The sequence below is a fragment of the Glycomyces salinus genome, assembly GCF_016428645.1.
Taxonomy (GTDB): Bacteria; Actinomycetota; Actinomycetes; order Mycobacteriales; family Micromonosporaceae; genus Glycomyces; species Glycomyces salinus.
On record NZ_JAELXW010000071.1, the window covers coordinates 1 to 19,581 of the forward strand.

Below are 19,581 nucleotides of genomic sequence, written 5' to 3' on the forward strand. Positions count from 1 at the left end.
AAGGTGGCCTCAGGCAGCAAGTACCCCGATGAGTTCAAGGCGGATGCGGTCCGTCTGTATGTGAACGACCCGAATTCCTCGTATGTCACGACCGCGCAGTCGTTGGGGATTTCACCGAACACGCTCAAGAACTGGGTTCGGAAGGCCGGTGCGGGCAAGCTCACGACCGACACTGCTGGTCACAGCAGCAACCCGACGCTCGATGTAGCGTCCCAGGCCGTGGTCGAAGAAGAGAACCGGCGGCTGAAGGCCGAGGTGGCCCGGCTGCGGGCCGAACGCGACATTCTGAAGAAGGCCCTCCCGGTTTTTCTCGACACGACGACCTGAGTGAGCGCTATAGGTTCGTCGAGGAGCACCGCGAGGTCTGGCCGGTCGCATGGCTATGCGAGACGCTGGGCCTGACGCGCTCGAAATACTACCGGTGGCGCAGCACCAAGGACGCCCGCCGCGCGGCCAAGGAGGCCGATGCGGCGCTGTTCGAGCTGATCGTCGCGGTCTGGACCGACTCCGGTGAGTCCTACGGGTCGAAACGGATCACTCCTGAGCTGCAACGGGTTCACGGCCTGGCCGTGAACGAGAAGCGAGTGGCGCGTTTGATGCGCGAGGGCGGGATCGCCGGCCGGGCGTGGAAGCCGAAGCGACCGGTCACGACCGTGCCCGACCCCGAGGCCGAGACCGTGCCCGACCGGCTGGGCCGGGTCTTCCGCGCCGAGCGCATCGGCGAGAAGTACGTGAGCGACTTGACCTATCTCCCGCTCGCTGACGGGTCGTTCCTGTACTTGACCTCGGTCATCGATCTGGCCAGTCGCCGGATCGCCGGCTGGACGATCACCGACCACATGCGCGCCGAGGTGGTGGTGGACGCCTTCGAGGCGGCCCGGCGTGCTCGCGGCACTCTGGAAGGGGCCATTGCGCACTCGGACAACGGCAGCCAGTACACATCGCTCCTGTTCAGACAGTACTGCGAACGCTACGGCGTTCTGCAATCGAGGGGCGCGGTCGGCACCAGCGCCGACAACGCCCTGGCCGAGAGCTTCCACGCCTCACTCAAGCGTGAACTACTCGGCTCGGGCGGCAAGTTCGCTGATGCTGTCACCGCCAGGCTGGAGGTGTTCGCTTACCTGAATTGGTTCAACCACAGAAGAAGACATTCATCACTCGACTACCACTCGCCGACCGAGTACGAACAGCGACTCGCTACAGTTCAACCAATCGTTTAATGGTGTCCCCTTCAAAGGGGGAACTCCCGTGCCGATGGAAGCGACCAAGAACGCGATCTGCACCATGGCTGCGGCGATCCGCGAGTGCATGCCGCTGTTGATCGAGACAGCGTACCACTGGACCGCCACACCGGGCGCGGACCAAAGCACGGCGACGGCGAGTAGCGCTGCGAGATAAGGCCGTGCCGGTTTGGAGGCGCTGTAGGGCGGCGATGGGCTGTGCCGACCTCGTTCAGGTGGACGTTGCTCGGGTGGTGGAACGCCGGACATGGCTGTCTCATTCAGTTCGCGGTGCGTCGAGAGGGGTAGCCGAAACCTGTTGGGATTCTAGCGGCTGCGGCGCGTCCAAGACCCTTGATACACCTCAAGGATCATCGTTGAACGTCCTCGGTACGCCACCCATCTTCGTGCAGGGCCGATGTGACCATTCGTGATCACGGTTCTTCCTCCTGGCCGCTGCGGCAGAGGATCGGTTCCGAGGTTGTCGCTTCGTGGCGGTACAGTGTGGTCATGATGTTCGACGAAACGAGTACCTCAGGTTCATGACGTCGTCCGGCGAGCGCAGTGCACTCGATCCCGACTTCGTCCCCGTCCATCAACGCATCCGCCGGATCCTGGAACTTCACCCCGAGGGTCTGTTTCCGGAAACGGCAAGCGAGTCGATTCGCGAATCCATGGCGCAGCAGTGCCCCAGCGAATCCCAGTCTCAGTCGGATCGGTCGGCGGGTGAACCGCCGAACTTCGAAACACGCAAGCGGCGGAACAAGGCCGAGAAGTCCGCCCTCATCGAGACGCTGCAAGCCGCCGGCTCAGCCTTGGCTACTGACTTCACTGGTCTCAGCGAGCAACTGCGGTCAATGTCGTTCGTCTATCGCCGAGTGCCGAGCGTCGCGGTCTCGGATATCGATCTCCCTCCCGCACGTATCCGGGCAATGGCCCTGCATCTGCTCGGGCAGGGTGTCGGCGCCACCGAAGTACAGGTCGGCCTGTACCTGTTGGAGTCCACGGCATTCCAGGAGGATGCGGTGCTCCTCCGCGAGCTGGCGCTGCTCGGACGCGACTTCGGGTACACGGCATGCACGGCGCTGCAGCGGCTCCGGTCACCGGCGGAGCACCTGTTCTGGGTCGCTCGCCGCGTAGGGCGGTTCGATCGCGAGCCGTACGTATCCGCTATCTCCGAGCTACCCGACGAAGAACTCAAGTCATTGCTCGACAGCCTGTCGATCGCCGAAGCCGCACGACTCGCCCAATGGTTCACCGTGCTGACGCGGACCATGCCGCGATTTGACGGGCGCCGGCGCCTGGCCGAGGCGGTGCTGGCCGCCGCGAACGAACCCCGCGCGCTCGGCGACTTCCCTGAATCCCACGTGCTCATCGCTCAGCTTTGGGACGCGGTCCGCTTCGGGAGAATCGCACTGGCCAGCTTTGCACCCGGCGAGCGGGAGGAGACGGCGGACCGGTTTCGGGCAGCCCTGGCCGCTGCGAAATCACGCGAGGCGATTGAGTGGGCCCAAGCTGCGCATCCGCAGGATGCGGACCTGACCTGGCTTCGACGTCAAATCGATCTGGCGGCCGAGTCCGAATCAGAAGCACCCCCACCCGGGCTCGCCATCCGATTCACCGTGCCCGCACCGAGCAGCGGCGAGGACGCCCGCCCACACCTTCTGATCGACGGTGCCCCCCTCGTCGAGCAGCTCTACGATCGCGGATACGCCGATAGCCCCGAAAGGCTGCTGCAGCGCGGGTCGGGTCTGCGAGCCGGGCCCGAGCCCAGGGACGTCCGGTTGGCCGAAGGCTACTGCGTCGAGCTATGTTGCGGCGCGCTGCGAGCCGAGATCCGGCGCGACCAGGCCGCTGGACTTGTGGTTTGGGACGTCCGCGACACCGGCCGGTCCGTGCTTGCCCCGCAGCGGTTCACGTTCGAGGCTGACGACTACGATACCGAGATTGCCAGGGCGGCAAATGATTTCAGTTGGGAATGGCCGGCCAGACGCGCCGCCCGCCTGCTGCGGGAACGAATCGTCTCCGATCCGGAGCTGTTGTCGCGCTGGGACTGCAAGTTCCTCTGGGCCACCTCCTGGAATGCCTACCGTACGACGCTGCGACTGTTGTTCTCCTACCCCGATTTCCCGTCGGTGGATAGCGACGAGCATTGGCTGCAGTTCGAGTACACCTCCGAAGTACCCGACGCGGCCGTGGTCGATGACAACTCGGTGGCGGCTACGGTCGAACGCATCGTGTCGACACTGCGCACGACCGATCCGAAAACGATCGCACGGGTCTGCGGAGGCTCCAAGGACGGCGCTGAAGCCCTCGGCTACCCCTGGCCACCCTAGAACTCTTCGCCCGAAATCTATCGTAGGTCTCGGGCCAGGGGACCGTGTGAGGATGAGGCGGTGACGGCAATATCCTCAGATTCCAGAACCACAGACAAGAAGGGAACGGCAGCGAGATGAGCCGCGTTACCTGTGACATCACCATGTCCGTGGACGGCTATGTGGCCGGTCCGAACCAGAGCGCGGAGAAGCCCTTGGGCGAGCGCGGCGAGCTGCTGCACCGGTGGCAGTTCGAGCAGCCGGAAGCGAACATCACCGAGCGCGAAGGGATACTTTCGGCGGGAGCGTACATCATGGGACGCAACATGTTCGGACCCGCGAAAGGCGTCCCTGCCGAGAACTGGACCGGGTGGTGGGGCGATGAGCCGCCCTACCACGCACCCGTCTTCGTCCTCACACACCACCCGCGTGCATCGGTGCCCATGCAGGGTGGCACCACTTTCCACTTCGTCACCGACATCGAATCCGCCCTGACCCAGGCGCGCGAAGCGGCGGGAGGCCGGGACGTCGCGATCGCCGGCGGCGCGGCCACGGTGAACCAGTACCTGGCCGCGGGCCTCATCGACGAGCTGCGGCTCCACGTCGCGCCCATGGTCCTGGGGGCCGGCGAGCGACTCTTCGCCGACGTCGGCGACCTCGACCTCGAACCGGCCGACGCCCGCGCCACCGAACTCGTCACCCACCTCACCTACCGGGCTTCGGGACCGGGGAAGGACTGACCTATGTCTGAAATCGGACCGCCGACTGCCGGCGGCAAGGTGCTCTGGCACTTCACGATGTCGCTCGACGGCTTCGTGGCGGGGCCCGGCCACCGCATGGACTGGATGGCGGGAACATCGTTCCGTCCCGGCCTGATCCAGGAATACGTGGCGACCACCGGGGCGATCCTGTGCGGAAGGTCCGGCTGGGACGGGATCATCGACGACAAGCGGCCGTACGGCGGCGAGTGGGAGGGGCCGATATTCGTGCTCACCCACCACCCGGAGGACGCGGCACCGGCCGAGGGCGTCACGTTCCTCGACTGCGACGCCGCAGAGGCGGTCCGCACCGGACTGGAGGCCGCGGCAGGGAAAAACCTCGAGGTCTTCTCGCCGACGATCGGGCGGCAGCTCTTGGAGCGCGGCCTGATCGACGAGATCGACCTGCATGTCGCGCCGGTGCTGCTCGGTGACGGCATCCGGTTGTTCGACAACCCTGGCGGGGCGCCGGTAGCGCTGCGCCGGGCGGCCGCCGCCGACCCCGCCGCGACAGTCGACGTCCGCTATCTGCCGGTCCGCTGATCATCGCGCGACGACCACCAGCCCGGTCTGTTGTGGTTCGAGGCCGTCGAAGCCCGCGACCCGACGCCTTCCGGCCGGTCGATGCCCCGAGCCTGCGGCGCGGCCCGGCCGACCCCGACCTGGCGTCGCTGCTCGGCAGCCTGGTCTGACGGGCGATCGGAGATCGGAGGTCGGATCACGGCGGGTCACTCGCCGCCCGGGGTGACCAGGCCGCTCTCGTAGCCGAAGACCACGGCTTGGACCCTGTCCCGCAGCCCAAGTTTCTGCAGGATCCGGCTGACGTGCGTCTTCGTGGTCTGCTCGGCGATGAACAGGGTGGCTGAGATCTCCGCGTTCGACATGCCCTGCGCGATCAGGCGCAGCACCTCGCGCTCCCGGTCGGTCAGCCCGTTCAACGCCACCGCGCTGTCGGCGAGTCGTGGTCGGGAGGCCACGAAGGTCTCGATCAGTCGCCGGGTGACGCTCGGTGACAGCAACGCCTCACCGGCGGCCACCACCCGCACCGCGTACACCAGATCCTCCGGCTCGCTGTCCTTGAGCAGGAAGCCGCTCGCACCAATCCGCAGCGCCTCGTAGATGTAGTCGTCCAGGTCGAACGTGGTCAGCATCAGCACCCGCGGCTCGTGGCCCTCGACCCGCTCCGCCCCGAGCAGCGCCCGCGCGGCGGCCAGGCCGTCAAGCACCGGCATCCGCACGTCCATCAGCACCACGTCCGGCCGGGTCCGCCGGTACAGATCCACCCCGGCCCGGCCGTTCTCGGCCTCCCCCACCACGGTGATGTCGTCCTGCGACTCCAGGATCGCGCGGGTACCCACCCGGATCATCGCCTGGTCGTCCACGATCAGTACCCGAATCAATCGACACCCCTCGGCAGCCGTGCGTACACCCGGTAACCGCCGTCGTCGGTCGGCCCGGTCTCCAATGATCCGCCCACCAGGCGCACCCGTTCCCGCATCCCGGGCAGACCGTGTCCACCGGGCGTGGTCAATGTCGAGGCCGCCGCCGGGGCCTCGTTCACCACCTCGATCTCCACCGCGTCCGGGCCGCAGTCCACCACCACATCGGTACGGGCACCCGGCGCGTGCCGGATGACGTTGCTCAACGCCTCCTGAACGATCCGGAAGCCGGCCATGCTCACCGAGTCGGGCAGGGCCGGTACCGGCGACAGCGTCAGACGCAACGGAACGCCGGCCTGCCGCGTCGACTTCACCAGCTCGTCCAGCCGGTCCAGACCTGGTACCGGGGCGAGCGACGGGTCGGCATTCTCGTCCCGCAGCACGGCCAGCAACTGCCGCATCTCCCGGATCGTCGACCGGGCGCCGTCCGCGATCCGCACGAACTCCTCCCGCGACCCCGGATCGATGCCTTTGATCCGGTACGAGGCCGAGGTGGCCTGCATGTGGATCACCGACATGCTGTGCGCGACCACGTCGTGGAGTTCCCGGGCGATCCTGGTCCGTTCCTCGGCCACCGCGCGCTCGTTCTGCTCCACCGCGATGTCCCGCCGCGCTTCGGCCAGTTGCCGCTGGATCCCGGCCCAGTAGCGCCAAACCAGCGCCGCGATCACCAGCAGCACCGATCCGACGGTGTGGGCGACCACCACGTCCGCGGCGTCCTCGATCGTCCGGCCACGCGGGTCCAGGAGCGCCAGCAGGATCAGCAGCAGCACGCTGGCCCACCAGACCGCCAGCGCGTAACGCCAGGACTGACGCACCGCGATCACCCCGACGAAGAGGGTGAGTGCGATCGTCGCCGGAACCGACAACGGCCAGAGCGCGTCCAGGCGGACCGGAGCGGCCACCGACCACACGATCACCGAGCCGAACTGCAGGGCGACGGCCTCCACCGGCCGGGCCAACGCCAGCGGGAGTGATGCGGCCTGCGCGGTGGCGGCCAGGAAGGCGACCAGTACGGGTACGTCGTGGAACGCCGCGGCGATCGGGAAGGAGATCACCAGCAGGGCCGTGGCCAGCGTTCCGGTGCCGAACCACCAGAGCAGGCTCGGCGATGGGCGCCGCCGGGTTTCCACCACGCCCCGACTGTACCCAGGGGCGCCTCAGGATCACGTCGCTCTGCAGAGGTATCCGGGCCCGTACCACGGAGGTACGGCGAACGGGACCGCAGCGTGACGACATCGCCAGTGCCTCGACCGTACGGTTCCGCCCATGGATTTGGCACAGCTGCTCTGGACCGTGGTGACCGACCACGTGTACGCGTCGCTCGGCCTGCTGGTGCTGGTCGAAGGGCCGGCGGCCACGGTCTTCGGGGGATCGCTGGTCGGGGCGGGACTCGTGGCGTTCTGGCCGATCCTGCTGATCGTCGTCGCCGCCGAGGTGACGGCGGACAGCCTGCTGTATCTGCTCGGCCGGTTGGGCGCCCGCCCCGGGGTGGCCCGCCTGCTGCGCCGCCTGGGATTGACGGCCGTCCGGCGCGAACGACTGACCGCGGTGATCAACGACGAGCTGCCGCGCGTGGTGGTCGGCGCCAAGGCGGTGGACCTCGCCGCGATACCGGCGTTTCTCGCGGCGGGGCTGGCGCGGGTGCCGTACCGCCGCTTCGTGTCCTGGACCGCGGCAGCCAGCACCGTCCGCGCGGCGCTCCTGCTCGCCGTCGGCGTGGTCTTCGGCCACAGCGTGGCGGGCCTGCTCGACTCCCCCGTAGTCGTGCTCGCCCTGGCCATCGTGCTCGCCCTGGCCATCGCGCTCGCCGTGACGGTCGGGCTCGCCAACTGGCTGGTCCGACGCCGGACCGGGCACCGATTTCGACTGACGAACTGAGTTCGGCCGACCAAATGAGCTCGGCCGACGAAATGAAGGAGAAAACCCGAGATGCGAGTTCTCATCGGAGCAGACACCTATACCCCTGACGTCAACGGCGCGTCCTACTTCACGCGACGGCTCGCCGCCGCGTTGACCCCACGGCACGAGGTGCACGTGGTGGCGCCGGCCCGCCAGGTCAGGAGCCGAACCGTATTCCGCGACGGTGTCGTCGAACACCGCATCCGATCCCTGCCGATCGTGCGCCGCAGCGGATTCCGATTCTGCCCACCGGTCGGCCTGGTCGCCACCGCCGGCCGGATCCTGGACCGGGTACAGCCGGACGTGGTGCACGTCCAGAGTCACTTCCCGCTGTGCCGCGCGCTCATCGCCGCGGCCCGTAGGCGAGGTGTTCCGGTGGTGGCGACCAACCACTTCATGCCGGAGAACCTGGTGCACTACCTGCCGGTGCGCGGGGAGTTGCTCGACCGGGTTCGACGCTGGGCGTGGGCGGACGCCGCGAAGGTGCTCGCCCACGCCGACGTGGTGACCGCGCCGACGCCGTACGCGGCGGCGCTCACCGAGTCGTCCGGCCTCCGCGCCCCGGTACGGCCGATCTCGTGCGGCATGGACCTCGCCCGATTCCGCACCGGCACCGCGACCGCGGACTTCCGCCTCAGGTACCGGGTGCGGCAATGCCCGACCATCGGCTACGTCGGCCGGCTGGACCTGGAGAAGAACCTCGACGTGCTGGTGCGGGCCCTGCCCGAGGTCCGCCGCCGGATCGCCGATGTGCAACTGATGCTGGTCGGCACCGGCGACCAGCGGCGACGGCTGGAGCAACTGGCCACCCGGCTCGGCGTCGCCGACGCCCTCGTCTGCACCGGTTTCGTGGACGACGCGGACCTGCCGGCCGCCTACGCCGCCGCCGACGTCTTCGTCAACGCGGGCACCGCCGAACTGCAGAGCCTGGTGACCCTGGAGGCGATGGCGTCCGGTCTCCCGGTGCTCGGCGCCGACGCCTCCGCGCTGCCGCACCTGGTACGCGACGGCCACAACGGCTACCTCTTCCCACCCGGTGACTCGGCCGCCCTCGCCGACCGGCTGATCGCGGTCCTCTCCGACCACTCCCAGGCCGGTGCGATGGGTCGGCGCAGCCGGGCCCTAGCCGAGCGGCACGACATCCGCGGCACGGTGGGTGCGTTCGAGTCGATCTACGCCGAGGTGACCGCCGCGTCGGCACCGCGCCTGGTCACCGCGTGAGCCCGGCAGTCAGCGGTCGGCCCACCGCCGGTGTCGCCGCAGCGGTCACGGTGGCCGCCGCGGCCGGGCTCGGGACGCACACGCTCGGGCCAACCGCTCATCGGAATCCCATGCAAAAACCCTGACCAACCACTCATCGGAGGTCCCATGTCCCCGAATCCAGATTCCACGATCGTCGATCGGCAGTCCGAGAGCGCACTGTCAGCCGACGCTGGCGACGCTGGCGACGCTGGCGACGCTGGCGACGCTGCGGCCATGCTCGTCGGCGCCGGCAAGCGATACGGCTCTGACGAGTCGGCCGTCGTCGCGCTCGACGATGTCACCATCGCGTTCCCGGCGGGGAAGTTCACGGCTGTGATGGGCCCGTCGGGTTCGGGCAAGTCGACGATGATGCACTGCGCCGCCGGGCTGGATCGACTGACGTCGGGCCGCGCGCTCATCGGCGACACCGATCTGTCGACCCTCGGCGACCGCGAGCTGACCATGCTGCGCCGAGAACGGATCGGGTTCGTGTTCCAGACGTTCAACCTCGTGGCGACGCTCACGGCCGAGGAGAACATCTGCTTGCCGTTGACGTTGTCGGGCCGCCGGCCGAGCGATGCAGTGCACGATCAGGTCGTGTCGATGCTGCGCCTCGGTGATCGCCTGCATCATCGGCCGGCGGAGCTCTCGGGCGGCCAGCAACAGCGCGTCGCCGTCGCCCGGGCGCTGGTCGCCCGGCCGCAGGTGGTGTTCGCCGACGAGCCCACCGGCAACCTCGACACGCGGTCCGGACAGGAGATCCTCGGATTCCTGCGATCAGCGGTCGACATGCATCACCAGTCGATCGTGATGGTCACGCACGATCCGGGCGCCGCTGTCTGGGCGGACCACGTCGTGTTCGTCGTCGACGGCAGAGTGCACGACGTGATGGATCGCCCGTCGGCCGATTCGGTGCTCGACGTGATGAGGGGCCTGGGGCGATGAGCCAGATGATGCGGAATGCGGTTCGGAGCGTCCTCGCGAGTCGGGGTCGGTTCGTGCTCACTGGCGCGGCGATCATGCTGTCGGTGGCGTTCCTCGTCGCGACGCTGGTGCTGGCCGACTCGATGCGCGGCCGAGCGGCCAGCGACATCGCCGAAGCGTTTGCCGGGACGGACGCCGTGATGCAGGGCGCTTCCCTCGGCGAGCCCGGCGGAGGACCGGGAGACCCTGCCAGGTCGGTTCGGCAATCACTGGATCCCGATATCACCGAGCGCGTGGCTTCGGTCGACGACGTCGACGGGGCCGCCTCGCAATGGGCCGGCTTCGCGAAGCTGGTCGTCGACGGATCGTCGGTCGGCAACGGCACGGCGAGCGACGTCGGTCGCAACTGGATCGCCGACACGGCGCTCAATCCGTTCCGGCTCACGAGCGGGCAACCACCGACCGAGGTCGGAGAGGTCGTGATCGATCGATCGCTCGCCGATGACGCAGGCGTGGCTCCGGGTGACGTCGTACAGGTCCTGACCGCGACGGGAATGCACGACGCGACCATCACCGGTATCGCGACGTTCGCGTCGGCGGACGCGGCACCGCTCCAGCGAACGGTGCTGCTGCCCGACGCGGCGGTGTCCGCCTGGCTCGACACTGCGGCGCCGACCGAGGTGCTCGTCGAGCTCGCGGAGGATGCCGACCGCACCGAGGTGCTCGGCCGACTGTCGGCGCTGTCCGATGCCGAGGTCGTCGACGGACCCGACTACATCCGGACGATGCAGGACGCCGCGACGTCGCCGCTGCAGTTCCTGAACGCGTTCCTCCTGGCCTTCGCCGTGGTCGCGGTCCTGATCGGCGCGACGATCATCTTCAACACGTTCACGCTCACCGTCGCCCGCCGCCGGCGGGAGTCGGGACTGCTGCGTGCGATCGGTGCGGAACGACGTCAAGTGCTCGGCGGGGTGGTGATCGAGGCGGCGTTCATCGGAACGATCGCCACCCTCGCCGGGCTCGTTTGCGGGGTGGCGGGCGTGGACGCGCTGCGCTGGGTCGTCGGACTCACCGGGATCAGCCTGCTCACCGGCCCGCCGATCGTGAGCCCGACTTCGATCGCGATCGCCGCGACCGTCGGTATCGGCGCAACGATCCTCTCGGCATGGATCCCGGCTCGCCGCGCGGCGGCGACACCACCGATCGAGGCGCTGCGCGAGAGCGCGGCCGAACCCCGGGTCGTGAGCCGGGCGCGGACTGTGAGCGGACTTGTGCTCGCCGGGGCGGCGATCGCTGGAGGAGCTATGGCTGTGGTGGGCTCGAACCCGGTGTGGCTCATGCTCGCCGCTGTCATCTTCCCGGCGCTCGTGCTGTGCGGCCCGGCGATCGTGACGGCTACAGCACGTTGGAGCTCTCCGGCGGCTCGCCGCGCCGCCGGTGTGGCCGGCTCGATCGCGGCGGGCAACTTGGCTGCGAGCCCACGTCGATCGGCGTCGACGGCGCTCGCGTTCATGCTCGGCACCGCGATGGTGACGATGTTCGCGATCTTCGCGAGCTCTCTGACGAGCGGGGTCGGCACCGACGTCCGCGAGGGACTGCAGGCGGACCTGGTGGTCACGTCGGCGACCCCCGACTTCTCGACGATCGACCCCACTCTGGCCGACCGGATAGCAGAGCGGCCCGACGTCGACGCGGTAACCGCGCTGTCGAAGGCCGAAGGGATCGTGGAAGGGAAAGCCGAGGCGATCGGCGGCATCGACCCGACGGCCCTGCCCACCATGTACGACCTCGACCCGATCGCCGGCGACCTCGCCGACCTGAGCTCGGGAGGCGTGGCCGTGGTCAGTGACGACCCGGCGCTGCTCGGCGGAACCCTGGAGATCGAGTTCGAACGATCGACCATCGAAGCGCCGATCGTTGCCGTGGTCGCGAGGAGCACCGGCGGTTTCGAAGCCCCACTGTACTTCGTCGACCGTGCGACACTCGACGCCTCGGTCGGTCGCCTGCTCGATGCGCAGGTGTTCGTCGACCTCGCCGACGGAGCGGGCACTGACGCCGAGGAAGACGTGAGTGCCCTGGTCCGAGATGCGCCCGGGTCGTTCCTGGCGACCCGGGAAGAACACGTCGCCAGCAGCGGGAGCGAGATCGCCGCGTTCGGGAACTTCATCGACGGGATGCTCATCCTGGCGAGCCTCATCGCGCTCCTTGGAGTCGCCAACACCACAGCGCTCGCGATCAATGAACGCTCTGGAGAGATCGGGCTGCTGCGAGCGGTCGGCGCGACTCGCCGAGAGCTGCGTCGAATCGTGCGGCTCGAGGTCGCACTCCTGTCGTTCGTGGCAGCATCGATCGGTATCGCCGTCGCGGTCGGCTTCGGCTGGGCGCTGATCCACGTAACCGGTGGCGAGGAGATCCCATCCGTCGTCGTACCGTGGTCCCGCCTCGCGGTGACCCTCGTCGTTGCGGTCGCAGCCGGCGTCGTCGCTGCAGCGTGGCCCGCGTTCCGGGTCTCCCGGGTGCCCGTGCTCGAGCTGGCGGGCCGGGACCGCTGATGCGCAGGTCCTGCGCCTGGACCGGGCGGCCCACGACCGGTCCAGGTGCGGGGACCTGCTCGATTGCGCCGGGTCGGTCGCGGTCGAGGCATACGTCAAGGCGCGGAAGATCATCGGTGCATTCGCGCGGGACCGCGGGGTGCCGATGATGTTCAGTACCGGCAACGCCGATGACCGGCGAAGGTTCGCCGAGGTACTGGGCAGCGGACATCTCGACGCCGATGGCCGCGACCGGGCGGTGGCGGCGATCGACGCCCCCGACGGGGAGCGCGCGGCGGTGAGCATCTGTAACGGGCTGCGTCTGGTCACGCTGGACATGCTGGTGCCGGGCAAGGCACACGGATGGAGCGGCGAGGCTCAGCTCCGCTGGTTGCGTGGGATACTGGCCGAGCCGGCGGTGAAGGGCACCGTACTGGCCTTCCATCACCCCCCGATCCTTCACCCGAACACGGTGCGACTCAGGCCGACCGGATCGATCAACGCCGGTGGGTCAAGAGTCGAGCTCACGGCGGGCGGCCATAAGGGCGAACCCGAGCAGATTCGGGCCCCGCCACTTCGACGGCTCGGCCGCGCGAGGGTCGTCGGCAGTCAGTCCGATACCCCAGGTCCGGTCTACCGGACTCGCCTCCACCAACACCCGCTCCCGCGTGCCCAGCAGGTAGGTCCGCAGGCCCGGGTCCTGGTCGAACTTCGCCAGGTTGCCACGCACGACGATGCCGAACCGCTCCTCGTTCCAGCGTTCCTGGTCAAATCCTCGCACCGTGCGACCGAGCCGCTTGGCTTCACCGGGATGACTCGCAGCACGTATCGTTTCGGCGCATTCGTCGTCGCCGAACAACCATGCCTTGTGCGCCATCATGTAGTGCTCCGCGGATGCGAAGCTGCGGCCGTCCTCGATGAACACTGAAGGCCACCACTGACTCAGACACCCGCGACCGACACCCCCATCCGTCTCGGGCTGTTGCCCCCAGAAATACAGGTGCTTGCAGGCTGACCCCTTCCGCTCGAGAGCTACGGCATCATCAACATTCCGGGGCATGGCAGCTGAACTCAGCATCTATCCACCCTCACACGGCCGACGATGCGAGGCAACCGAGTTGCCGACCGCTCCCCCTCCAATACGGACTGTTCTCCGAACGCCTCGGGGCGAGTCGCCCGAGACATCACAGACCCTTAGTGGATGTGCTGCCCGCCGCGCGATGGAACCTAGTCGCGAGGCGGTCGAACGCCGCCACGAGTTCTTCTCCCTCGATCACCTCGATGTCGGCGTCGAGCTGTGCCATCGACAGCGCAAGCCGGTCGGGGTCGTCGGAACCGAGCTCGACGCGGCAGGTGGACTCGTCGACCGCCTCGATATCGACCGGTTTGGGGAGCCTTGCGGCGACCTTGGCGGCGGGAGCGTGCACGAGCACTCGGGCTCGATACTTCCAGGCCGCCTTGACGACGCGTCCGACGACGTATTCGACGACTTCGTCCTCGGTGATCACGTGCGGCTGGAACCGTACGCCCGTCGGTGCACGCGGAACCATGCGGTCGACCCGAAAGATCCGCCAGTTGTCACGGTCGAGGTCCCACGCGAGCAGATACCAGATCGACCCCCAGCTCACCAACCGTTGCGGTTCGGTGTGGCGCGCCTCTTCGCTGCCCCCGGGCTTGGTGTATCCGAATCGGAGCCGTTCGCGGCCGCGGATCGCGGCGGCGACCGCGCCGAGCACCGAGAGATCGAGCTGCGGTCCAGTCCCTGGAACGACGCTCATCGCCGCGCGGACCGCCTCGACGCGCCGACGCAGGCGCGAGGGCAGCACCTGCTCCAGCTTCGCGAGTGCGGTGAGCGAGGTTTCCTCGACGCCGAGCCTCTGGGTCGCGACTGCACCCAGTCCGACCGCGACGGCAACGGCCTCGTCGTCGTCGAGCAGCAGTGGGGGCATCGCGGTACCGGCTGCCAGCCGGTACCCGCCCGCGACGCCGGGGCGCGCGTCCACGGGATAGCCCAGCGACCGCAGTTTGCCGATGTCGGCGCGGATCGTCCTCGTGCTCACGTCGAGCCTGCCGGCGAGCTCGGAGCTCGTCCAGTCGCGCTTGACCTGTAGCAACGACAGCAGTTCGAGCAGGCGGGCCGAGGTTTCCAACATATTCTCGATCATTGCAGTTATTGCGGAAGCTTGTCTTCCGCAATAACTGGAAGCGTGGATGTCATGAACGAGAACAAGGCACTCACCCCGTTCCGCATCGACATCCCGCAGGCCGATGTCGACGATCTGCGCAACCGGCTCGCGCACACACGCTGGCCGCTTCCCGTATCGGGTCGAGATGATCGCACCGAATTCAGTCGCGGCATTCCGCTGGTGTATCTGAAAGAGCTCGCCGAATACTGGCGCGAGGGGTTCGACTGGCGTGCGCAGGAGGCCAAGCTCAACGGGTGCGAGCAGTTCACGACGGTCGTCGACGGCCAGACGTTCCACATCGTCCATACGCGATCGGCGAATCCGGAGGCCATCCCATTGATCCTGAGCCACGGTTGGCCAGGTTCGTTCGTCGAGTACCAGCGGCTCATCCCGCTGCTGACCGACGAGTTCCACGTGGTCATCCCGTCGCCGCCCGGCTTCGGGTTCTCCACCCCGCTGTCAGGGACCGGCTGGGAGCTGGGGCGGACGGCAGAGGCCTATGCCGAAATCATGACGCGTCTCGGCTACAAGAGGTTCGCGGCCCATGGCACCGACATCGGTACGGGCATCACCGGCCGCCTCGCGGCAGTCTATCCGGAGCGCGTCATCGGCACGCACCTCGGCAGCGACCGCCGATGGCTCGGATTGGCCGGCGACCTGTTCCCCTACCCCCACGGCCTGTCCGAGGACGAGATCGCCCAGATCGAGAAAGTGCGTACCGAGGCCGCGGCCGAACGCGGGTATCGCGAGATGCAGAACCACCGTCCCGACACGATCGGCCCGGCGCTCACCGACTCTCCAGTCGGTCAGCTCGCGTGGATCGCCGAGAAGTTCGCAACCAGGAACAGCGGTGCCTACCGGACGCCGGACGAGACGGTCGACCGCGACCAGCTCCTCACGAACATCAGCCTGTACTGGTTCACTCTCGGCGGAGCGTCAAGCGCGCAGTTCTACTACGAGTCCGAGCATTCCGAGCTCGACTTGGTCATGGCCTCCGAGGTGCCGTCCGGATGGGTCGTGTTCGACACCCATCCGCTCATGCGCCGCGCGTTCGATCCGGGGAGAGCGATCGGCCACTGGAACGAGTTCACCGAGGGCGGTCACTTCCCCGCGATGGAGGAGCCGAAGCTGCTCGCGGACGACATCCGCACCTTCTTCCGCGGCATATCCTGACCTCGCGGCAGGGCCGGTGGTCTGCGGAGACACTGAGAATCCACAGGCCAGCTTCACCTGGGTTTATGTCATAGCCGCACTCGTGCTCAACCCCGTCTTCGAGCGCCCGCAACAGTGAGGGACGATGTCTGCCGCTTGTTCGGTCGAGGGCTTCTGCCTCGGCCAGGAGGTATCGCCGCTCGACCTGGTTCTCGGTCAGTGCCGCCGCTTCCCGGAACAGTGAGCCGGCTTCGCGCCCTGCTCCGGTCATCTGCAGCAGGCGGGCGCGGACCGCCCGCTCGCGGGCTCGGGTCAATGGGTCGCGGTCGAGTCCGTTGCGGCGGTTGAGCTCATCGAGTCGAGCCAGACCGCGACGCGCGCCGAACGCTTTGGCGACGGCGACCACCCGGCTCAGGCGCACTCGCGCGGTCGGAGCCAGGCGTTCGAGCCACAAGTACAGCGGCGCGATCTGGGGCCAGTCCGTTGTCTCGGGCGTGGCGGCCTCGGCGTGGACGGCGGCGAACGCGGCCAGGGCCTCGTCGGAGTGCCCGAACAATAAGAAGGAGAGGGCCATGAACGACACCAACGAGCCGAGCAGCGAACTGCGATCCCTGGACCGCCTGGTCGGGACCTGGTCGGTCACCGGCGGAGCGACCGGCAACGTCCGCTACGAATGGATGGAAGGCGGACACTTCCTGATCCAACACGTGGAACTGACCCAGTACGGCGAGTCCGTCAAGGGCTTGGAAGCGATCGGCCACCTGCGCCCGTTCGGCGAACCGGCCGGAGAGGACGTGGTCTCGCGGTTCTACAACTCGCACGGGAACACCCTGGACTACCTCTACGAGCTCGAAGGCGACACCCTCACCATATGGGCCGGCGCCGAGGGCAGCCCCGCGTACTTCAGAGGCGGGTTCAACGCCGACGGCACCGTTCTCGACGGCGAGTGGGTCTACCCGGGCGGCGGCTACGCCTCCACCATGCAACGGATCTGAGCCGAGCGCGTGTACCTGCGGACGCGGCACAGAGTCGCAACCGCGGGTACGCGCATAGCGTGGCCATCTTCCCGCTCAGCAGCGGCTTGTTCTGATCCGATCGCCGCCCCGCGCTGTCGGTCGGGCGCGGTCTCCTCGCGCGGCGGGGCGCAGCGTTACCGGTCTCCGGTGTGATCCGCCTACCTTCCCGGCGTTGCGGTCGCGACTGGTCGTTATGCTCTTTCGCATGGACGATTCTCCTAGACCCTGGCCCGCCTCGGGCCAGCCGCAGTCGGTCACGGCGAAGCTGCTGCGAGGTGGGCGTTGAGCATGGAAGTCTGGGGCATCCTCGCCGGGATCGCCCTGACCGTCGGTACGGGGCTGTTCGTGGCCTCCGAGTTCGCGCTGGTCAATCTCGACCGGCCCGAACTGGAACGTCGCCGCTCGCAAGGTGGCAAGGGCCTGAGCCCGACCATCAAAGCGCTGAAAGTGACCTCCACGCATCTGTCCAGTGCGCAACTGGGCATCACCCTCACCACTCTCCTGGCCGGTTACACCTTCGAACCGGCCATCAGCTCGCTCCTACGCGACCCGCTCCTCGGAGTCGGCGTCGCCGAGACCGCGGTCAGCACGGTCGGCGCCGTCGTCGGTGTCGCGCTGGCGACGCTGTTCTCGATGATCTTCGGCGAGCTCGTCCCCAAGAACTTCGCTCTGGCGGTCCCTCTGGCGACCGCCAAGCTCGTCGTCCCGTTCCAGATCGTGTTCACTTTCGTGTTCAAACCGGTCATCGTGCTCTTCAACGGCACCGCGAACCGGGTCATCCGGTCGATGGGCATCGAGCCGAAGGAAGAGCTCTCGGGAGCGCGCAGCGCCGAGGAACTCGGTTTCCTCATCCGGCGCTCGGCCACCGAGGGCGCGCTCGACCGTGACGAGGCGGCGATGCTGCACCGTACGCTGACGTTCGCGACCCACACCGCCGCCGAGGTGATGACGCCTCGGGTGAACGCGGTGACCCTGGAACGGACGGCGAGCGCCGCGCACGTGATCGCCGAGGCCGCCCGGACGGGGCACTCCCGGTTCCCCGTGCTCGGCGAGGACGTCGACGACGTCATCGGCGTCGCGCACGTCAAAAGCGCGTACGGCGTCGAGTTCGACCGGCGCGAGTCCACGCCGGTGACCGAGTTCATGTCCGAGCCTTTGAAGGTTCCCGAGACGGCGGGAGTCGGCTCGCTCCTGGGCACGCTCCGCGGCCGCGGCTACCAGATCGCCATCGTCGTCGACGAGTACGGCGGCACCGCGGGCATCGTGACCCTCGAAGACCTCGTCGAGGAGTTGCTCGGCGAGGTCCACGACGAGCACGACGCGCGCCAGAACCTCATCGTCAAGCACTCTGACTCGATCGTGCTCGCCGGGTCGCTGCGCCCCGACGAGCTGTGGGACCGCGCCAGTGTGCGCATTCCCGAAGGCGAGGACTACGAGACAGCCGCCGGGTACGTCCTCGACGCGCTCGAACGCATCCCCGTCCTCGGCGAGGAGCTCCGGCTCGAGCACGGGAGGCTTCGCGTGGAACGGCTCAGCGGCTCCCGGATCGACCGGCTGCGCTACCTCCCCGACGACGTGTCGACCGATCCTGCCTTCGGCGGGATGCACGAGCGAATCCTTGAATCGTTCGAGCAGGAGACGAACCGATGAACGAGTACCTTCCCGGGCTGATCTGGCTCTTCGTCCTCTTGGCCGCGAACGCGTTCTTCGTCGGCGCCGAGTTCGCCGTCATCTCCGCCCGCCGCTCCCAGATCGAACCGCGAGCCGCGGCCGGCAGCCGGGCGGCCAAGACCACCCTGTGGGCCATGGAGCACGCCACGCTCATGCTGGCCACGAGCCAGCTCGGCATCACCGTGTGCTCGCTCGTCATCCTGAACGTGTCCGAACCGGCCATTCACCACCTGCTGGAGTATCCGCTGGAGTGGACCGGCCTCACCCTGGGGATGGTCAGCGGCATCGCGTTCGCGGTGGCTTTGCTGCTGGTGACGTTCCTCCATGTCGTCTTCGGCGAGATGATCCCGAAGAACCTGGCGTTCTCCGTCCCCGACCGGGCCGCGCTCATCCTGGCCCCGCCGCTGGTGCTGGTCTCGCGGATCGTGAGGCCGCTCATCTGGTCTCTGAACCAGATCGCCAACGGGGTGCTGCGACTGTTCCGGGTCGAGCCGAAGGACGAGGCCCAGAGCGCCTACACCATCGACGAGGTCGCCACCATCATCGAGGAGTCTCAGCGGGAAGGCACCCTCGTGGACGAATCCGGCACTTTGTCCGCGGCATTCGAGTTCACCGAGAAGATCGTCGCCGATGTCGCGGTGCCCCTCGGTGAGCTGGTATTGCTGCCGCCGGAGGCGACGCCGCGCGAGGTCCAGCAGGTGGTGGCGCGAAGTGGGTACTCTCGCTATGTCATCGAGGACGCCCACGGCGCGCCGCGCTCCTACTTCCACCTCAAGGACGTGCTCGATCTGACCGGTCCCGATCTGGTCGATCGGCCGGTCCCGGCCGACCGCCTCCGGGAGTTGCCGGTCGTCGCCGCGAGCGCTGAACTCGAAGACGCCCTCGCGCACATCCGCGCTCGCGGTGCCCACATCGCGCGCGTGACCGAAGACGACGGGACCACGACCGGGGTGCTGTTCCTCGAGGACATCGTCGAGGAGCTCATCGGCGAGGTCCAGGACGCCGCCAACCACGCCTGACCGGCGACGGCTCGCGCGGGCTCGGGCGCCTCCAACCCGAGTCCGCGCCGCCCGCGAAGAACGGCCACCCGTCCACGACGCCTGAGCCGGACGCTCGAAGGGTCGCCACCGACAGAGCCCTGCTCGACGGGTGCAACGATCGCCGCTATGAGAACCGCGGACCGACGAGGCCGCATGACTCTCACCGAACACGTCGCCAGGGTCGG

17 protein-coding genes and 1 pseudogene are annotated in these 19,581 nt (G+C 68.1%); 13 read left to right on the forward strand and 5 right to left on the reverse strand.

Features of this window, described 5'->3' with window-relative positions:
• From JFB92_RS27190 to JFB92_RS17710, 5 genes are all read left to right on the forward strand, one after another.
• Positions 1–327 (forward strand): transposase (locus tag JFB92_RS27190; protein ID WP_443667687.1); only part of this gene is annotated, 327 nt, incomplete at its 5' end.
• On the forward strand, positions 324–1,220 hold the full coding sequence (locus tag JFB92_RS17695; protein ID WP_443667688.1) for an IS3 family transposase: 897 nt from the start codon (positions 324–326) through the stop codon (positions 1,218–1,220). The genes JFB92_RS27190 and JFB92_RS17695, both read left to right, overlap by 4 nt.
• A 542-nt stretch (positions 1,221–1,762) precedes the next feature.
• Positions 1,763–3,556: a hypothetical protein gene (locus JFB92_RS17700; RefSeq protein WP_199041920.1), complete on the forward strand. Its 1,794-nt coding sequence runs from the start codon at positions 1,763–1,765 to the stop codon at positions 3,554–3,556.
• A gap of 116 nt (positions 3,557–3,672) precedes the next feature.
• On the forward strand, positions 3,673–4,275 hold the full coding sequence (locus tag JFB92_RS17705; RefSeq protein WP_199041922.1) for a dihydrofolate reductase family protein: 603 nt from the start codon (positions 3,673–3,675) through the stop codon (positions 4,273–4,275).
• A 3-nt stretch (positions 4,276–4,278) separates the two neighbouring features.
• A complete protein-coding gene (locus tag JFB92_RS17710; protein WP_199041924.1) occupies positions 4,279–4,836 on the forward strand; it encodes a dihydrofolate reductase family protein in 558 nt (185 codons plus the stop codon).
• 185 nt (positions 4,837–5,021) lie between these two features.
• On the opposite strand, the gene JFB92_RS17715 is transcribed toward JFB92_RS17710, so the two are convergent.
• Positions 5,022–5,693: a response regulator gene (locus JFB92_RS17715; RefSeq protein WP_199041926.1), complete on the reverse strand. Its 672-nt coding sequence runs from the start codon at positions 5,691–5,693 to the stop codon at positions 5,022–5,024.
• Positions 5,690–6,868 carry a sensor histidine kinase gene (locus JFB92_RS26280; protein WP_199041928.1) on the reverse strand — a complete coding sequence of 393 codons (1,179 nt, stop codon included), beginning with the start codon at positions 6,866–6,868 and terminating at the stop codon, positions 5,690–5,692. The genes JFB92_RS17715 and JFB92_RS26280 overlap by 4 nt, the downstream gene beginning before the upstream one ends.
• A 133-nt stretch (positions 6,869–7,001) precedes the next feature.
• Between JFB92_RS26280 and JFB92_RS17725 the strand changes: the two genes are divergently transcribed.
• The 4 genes from JFB92_RS17725 to JFB92_RS17740 all read left to right on the forward strand — a co-directional run bounded on the left by JFB92_RS17725 (position 7,002) and on the right by JFB92_RS17740 (position 12,352).
• Positions 7,002–7,613: a DedA family protein gene (locus tag JFB92_RS17725; RefSeq protein WP_199041930.1), complete on the forward strand. Its 612-nt coding sequence runs from the start codon at positions 7,002–7,004 to the stop codon at positions 7,611–7,613.
• A 51-nt stretch (positions 7,614–7,664) separates the two neighbouring features.
• The gene (locus JFB92_RS17730; RefSeq protein WP_199041932.1) at positions 7,665–8,855 is read left to right on the forward strand and encodes a glycosyltransferase; all 1,191 of its coding nucleotides are present in this window, start codon (positions 7,665–7,667) and stop codon (positions 8,853–8,855) included.
• A gap of 255 nt (positions 8,856–9,110) precedes the next feature.
• Positions 9,111–9,821 carry an ABC transporter ATP-binding protein gene (locus JFB92_RS17735; RefSeq protein ID WP_199041934.1) on the forward strand — a complete coding sequence of 237 codons (711 nt, stop codon included), beginning with the start codon at positions 9,111–9,113 and terminating at the stop codon, positions 9,819–9,821.
• Positions 9,818–12,352 (forward strand): FtsX-like permease family protein, encoded by a 2,535-nt coding sequence (locus tag JFB92_RS17740; protein ID WP_199041936.1) that lies wholly within the window; start codon positions 9,818–9,820, stop codon positions 12,350–12,352. Before JFB92_RS17735 ends, JFB92_RS17740 begins: the two co-directional genes overlap by 4 nt.
• A gap of 490 nt (positions 12,353–12,842) precedes the next feature.
• Here the strand turns inward: JFB92_RS17740 and ybiA are convergent, their stop codons facing one another.
• Both ybiA and JFB92_RS17750 read right to left on the reverse strand, forming a co-directional pair.
• On the reverse strand, positions 12,843–13,409 hold the full coding sequence (gene ybiA / locus JFB92_RS27005; RefSeq protein WP_372451659.1) for a riboflavin biosynthesis intermediates N-glycosidase: 567 nt from the start codon (positions 13,407–13,409) through the stop codon (positions 12,843–12,845).
• A 106-nt stretch (positions 13,410–13,515) separates the two neighbouring features.
• The gene (locus JFB92_RS17750; RefSeq protein ID WP_199041992.1) at positions 13,516–14,484 is read right to left on the reverse strand and encodes a helix-turn-helix transcriptional regulator; all 969 of its coding nucleotides are present in this window, start codon (positions 14,482–14,484) and stop codon (positions 13,516–13,518) included.
• A 63-nt stretch (positions 14,485–14,547) separates the two neighbouring features.
• On the opposite strand from JFB92_RS17750, the gene JFB92_RS17755 reads away from it, so the two are divergent.
• Positions 14,548–15,690 carry an epoxide hydrolase family protein gene (locus JFB92_RS17755; RefSeq protein WP_199041938.1) on the forward strand — a complete coding sequence of 381 codons (1,143 nt, stop codon included), beginning with the start codon at positions 14,548–14,550 and terminating at the stop codon, positions 15,688–15,690.
• 133 nt (positions 15,691–15,823) lie between these two features.
• Here JFB92_RS17755 and JFB92_RS27010 read toward each other — a convergent pair.
• Positions 15,824–16,198: pseudogene (locus JFB92_RS27010) on the reverse strand (RNA polymerase sigma factor); the annotation flags it as partial.
• Positions 16,199–16,241: 43 nt separating this feature from the next.
• On the opposite strand from JFB92_RS27010, the gene JFB92_RS17760 reads away from it, so the two are divergent.
• The 3 genes from JFB92_RS17760 to JFB92_RS17770 all read left to right on the forward strand — a co-directional run bounded on the left by JFB92_RS17760 (position 16,242) and on the right by JFB92_RS17770 (position 19,375).
• Positions 16,242–16,664, forward strand: a complete 423-nt coding sequence (locus tag JFB92_RS17760; RefSeq protein ID WP_199041940.1) for a hypothetical protein — start codon at positions 16,242–16,244, stop codon at positions 16,662–16,664.
• A 309-nt stretch (positions 16,665–16,973) separates the two neighbouring features.
• Positions 16,974–18,335 carry a hemolysin family protein gene (locus JFB92_RS17765; RefSeq protein ID WP_233163454.1) on the forward strand — a complete coding sequence of 454 codons (1,362 nt, stop codon included), beginning with the start codon at positions 16,974–16,976 and terminating at the stop codon, positions 18,333–18,335.
• Entirely contained in the window at positions 18,332–19,375 is a 1,044-nt protein-coding gene (locus tag JFB92_RS17770) for a hemolysin family protein (RefSeq protein WP_199041943.1), read from the forward strand. Before JFB92_RS17765 ends, JFB92_RS17770 begins: the two co-directional genes overlap by 4 nt.
• Positions 19,376–19,581: the final 206 nt, after the last annotated feature.

Bases quoted from the DNA above. Each gene is read 5' to 3' on its own strand.
- JFB92_RS17700 (WP_199041920.1), top strand. From the start codon at position 1,763: ATGACGTCGTCCGGCGAGCGCAGTGCACTCGATCCCGACTTCGTCCCC.
- JFB92_RS17705 (WP_199041922.1), top strand. From the start codon at position 3,673: ATGAGCCGCGTTACCTGTGACATCACCATGTCCGTGGACGGCTATGTG.
- JFB92_RS17710 (WP_199041924.1), top strand. From the start codon at position 4,279: ATGTCTGAAATCGGACCGCCGACTGCCGGCGGCAAGGTGCTCTGGCAC.
- JFB92_RS17725 (WP_199041930.1), top strand. From the start codon at position 7,002: ATGGATTTGGCACAGCTGCTCTGGACCGTGGTGACCGACCACGTGTAC.
- JFB92_RS17730 (WP_199041932.1), top strand. From the start codon at position 7,665: ATGCGAGTTCTCATCGGAGCAGACACCTATACCCCTGACGTCAACGGC.
- JFB92_RS17735 (WP_199041934.1), top strand. From the start codon at position 9,111: ATGCTCGTCGGCGCCGGCAAGCGATACGGCTCTGACGAGTCGGCCGTC.
- JFB92_RS17740 (WP_199041936.1), top strand. From the start codon at position 9,818: ATGAGCCAGATGATGCGGAATGCGGTTCGGAGCGTCCTCGCGAGTCGG.
- ybiA (WP_372451659.1), bottom strand. From the start codon at position 13,409: ATGCTGAGTTCAGCTGCCATGCCCCGGAATGTTGATGATGCCGTAGCT.
- JFB92_RS17750 (WP_199041992.1), bottom strand. From the start codon at position 14,484: ATGTTGGAAACCTCGGCCCGCCTGCTCGAACTGCTGTCGTTGCTACAG.
- JFB92_RS17755 (WP_199041938.1), top strand. From the start codon at position 14,548: ATGAACGAGAACAAGGCACTCACCCCGTTCCGCATCGACATCCCGCAG.
- JFB92_RS17760 (WP_199041940.1), top strand. From the start codon at position 16,242: ATGAACGACACCAACGAGCCGAGCAGCGAACTGCGATCCCTGGACCGC.
- JFB92_RS17765 (WP_233163454.1), top strand. From the start codon at position 16,974: ATGGAAGTCTGGGGCATCCTCGCCGGGATCGCCCTGACCGTCGGTACG.
- JFB92_RS17770 (WP_199041943.1), top strand. From the start codon at position 18,332: ATGAACGAGTACCTTCCCGGGCTGATCTGGCTCTTCGTCCTCTTGGCC.